General features: G+C 48.6%; 3 protein-coding genes. All 3 read left to right on the forward strand.

The features are described from left to right. Window positions 1-83: 83 nt before the first annotated feature. The 3 genes from tnpA (at window position 84) to tnpC (ending at window position 2,410) form a co-directional block, all read left to right on the forward strand. Window positions 84-413, forward strand: a complete 330-nt coding sequence (gene tnpA / locus AB1L08_RS22160) for an IS66 family insertion sequence element accessory protein TnpA (protein ID WP_413066741.1) — start codon at window positions 84-86, stop codon at window positions 411-413. Then, window positions 407-763, forward strand: a complete 357-nt coding sequence (gene tnpB, locus AB1L08_RS22165) for an IS66 family insertion sequence element accessory protein TnpB (protein ID WP_413066742.1) — start codon at window positions 407-409, stop codon at window positions 761-763. The genes tnpA and tnpB overlap by 7 nt, the downstream gene beginning before the upstream one ends. A 69-nt stretch (window positions 764-832) precedes the next feature. Further along, entirely contained in the window at window positions 833-2,410 is a 1,578-nt protein-coding gene (gene tnpC / locus AB1L08_RS22170; RefSeq protein WP_413066743.1) for an IS66 family transposase, read from the forward strand. The last annotated feature ends 22 nt before the right edge of the window (window positions 2,411-2,432 follow it).

Consider the following 2,432-nt stretch of genomic DNA (forward strand, 5'->3'; position numbering starts at 1 on the left):
GTAAGCGTCAAATAAAACCCACATTCTGTTCATAGGTCATCCGTGCGATAATCTTCTTAGAAATCAATTCGGGAGGTTTTGCGATGACCTTAAAAGAAAAAAGAGTAGAATGGAAAGCGCGATATGACGCTTGGAAAGAAAGCGGACAAAGCGTAGCGGCATGGTGCCGGGATCAGAATATCAAAGTTCACCAAATGTACTATTGGGTGAACCAGATTGAGCGCGGTAGCAGTTACGCAGACACTCCTGCTGCCAATACGCAGTGGCTGGCCGTTCAGGTCGAAGAACCCTTTCCCTGTTCAGGGAAAGACCCAATCTTATTACACTTTGGGCCCCTCACCGTTGAGGTACGGCCTGGAGCCAGTATGAGTCTATTATCCGATGTTATTCAGGTGCTGCAACACCAATGTTGATGAATTCCCAGTTTGAACGGGTCTATCTGGCACGCGGCAGCACGGATCTTCGGAAATCGATTGATGGACTGGCCGTGATTGTGCAGGAGTGCTTTGAACTCGATCCCTTCTCTCCCTGCTTATTTGTGTTCTGCAACCGGAAACGCGATAAGCTGAAAATCCTTCAATGGGAACATAACGGCTTCTGGCTTCATTATCGCCGGCTGGAAAAAGGGACGTTCTACTGGCCGTCGGAAAACGATACGGCGCCCATGAATATTAGTCCACGTCAGCTGCGCTGGCTTCTGGATGGCTTGCCAATCGAACAAAAGCAGGCACACCAGGAAGTAAAGGCTCGAACCATTATATAAAAAGATAAATTTGGAAAAAAGAAGAAATCAGTACTAGGCAAGCCGGGTTCTTTTCCGTATACTGGATTTATGGAAAATACAGCGCAAACTTCAAAAGATACAATCGAATATTACAAAGCGCTTAACGAGAAACTCGTAATGGAAAAGGAAGAGTTGGAGGTAAAATTAAAATGGTACGAGGAACAATTCCGCCTCAGCCAACAACGGAGATTCGGAGCTTCTAGCGAGAAGACCGATTCGGACCAGCTCTCCCTTTTCAACGAAGCCGAGGCAACGGCTGACCCGGCAATTGAAGAGCCGACTGTCGAAACGATTACATATAAACGCAAGAAACAGCGCGGCCAACGAGAACGCATGCTTGAAAACCTGCCTACAGAGACGATCGAATATCGTTTGTCTGCTGAAGAGCAGGTCTGTTCTTGTTGCGGCGGTGCACTACATGAAATGAGCACAGAAGTACGTAAGGAATTGAAAGTTATTCCTGCCCAAGTGAAAGTGGTAGAACACGTGCGCCATGTATATAGCTGCCGCCACTGTGAGCGTAATGAACTGGAAACACCCATTGTCACAGCGAAGATGTCGGAACCTGTTTTTCCTGGAAGCCTGGCGTCTCCGTCCTCAATGGCTTATACGATGACCCAAAAATACGTGGAAGGCATTCCCCTATATCGCCAGGAAAAACAACTGGAACGCTTTGGGGTGTCCATACCACGCCAAACGCTGGCCAATTGGACGATCTATGGGGCAGAGACCTGGCTTAGGCTCATTTACGATGAGATCCATGAGCACCTCCTCCAGAAGGATCGCCTGCATGCGGATGAGACAACCTTGCAGGTCTTGTCCGAACCGGATCGGCCAGCGACATCGACTTCCTACATATGGCTTTATCGTACCGGGCGCGGGGATACCCCAATCGTCTTATACGATTACCAGCAAACCCGTGCAGGCAAGCATCCGCGCCGTTTTTTGGAGGGCTTCCGGGGATATTTGCATGTAGACGGGTATGCGGGTTATAATGCCCTCCCCGATGTGAAACTGGTTGGGTGCTGGGCCCATGCCCGCCGCAAATTCACAGAAGCCCTGCAGGCGCTTCCTGAATCTGCGAGTACTTCCGCCGTCAAAGCAAAGGAAGGCTTGAGCTATTGCAATAAACTTTTTGAAATTGAGCGCAAGCTCAAGGATGCAAGTCCAGAAGAGCGCCATAAGGCACGGCTGGAGCACAGCCAACCAGTGCTTAAGGCTTTTTTGGCATGGCTTAAAGAGCAAACACCACGCGTACTGCCAAAAAGCGCACTTGGCAGAGCGATCAAATATTGTCGTAACCAATGGGAACGTTTGGAGGCATTTTTGGAGGACGGCCGTCTGGAGATCGATAATAATCGAGGAGAACGGTCAATCAAGCCTTTTGTGATCGGCCGCAAAAACTGGCTCTTCAGCAATACTTCAAAAGGAGCAAGGTCCAGCGCGATCATCTATAGTGTTGTGGAAACAGCCAAGGAAAACGGGTTGAATCCATTCAACTACCTTAGCTATCTGTTTCAGGAGCTTCCCAATATCGATACGACGGTTAAAACAAAATTGGCCGAATTCCTCCCATGGTCATCGACACTCCCTCAGGAATGCCGTGTTCCAAATAAATCTAAATAAAGCATATATAAAATCCCCATCT

The sequence above is a fragment of the Siminovitchia jepli genome (assembly GCF_047228825.1).
In the GTDB taxonomy this organism is placed as follows: Bacteria; Bacillota; Bacilli; order Bacillales; family Bacillaceae_C; genus Siminovitchia.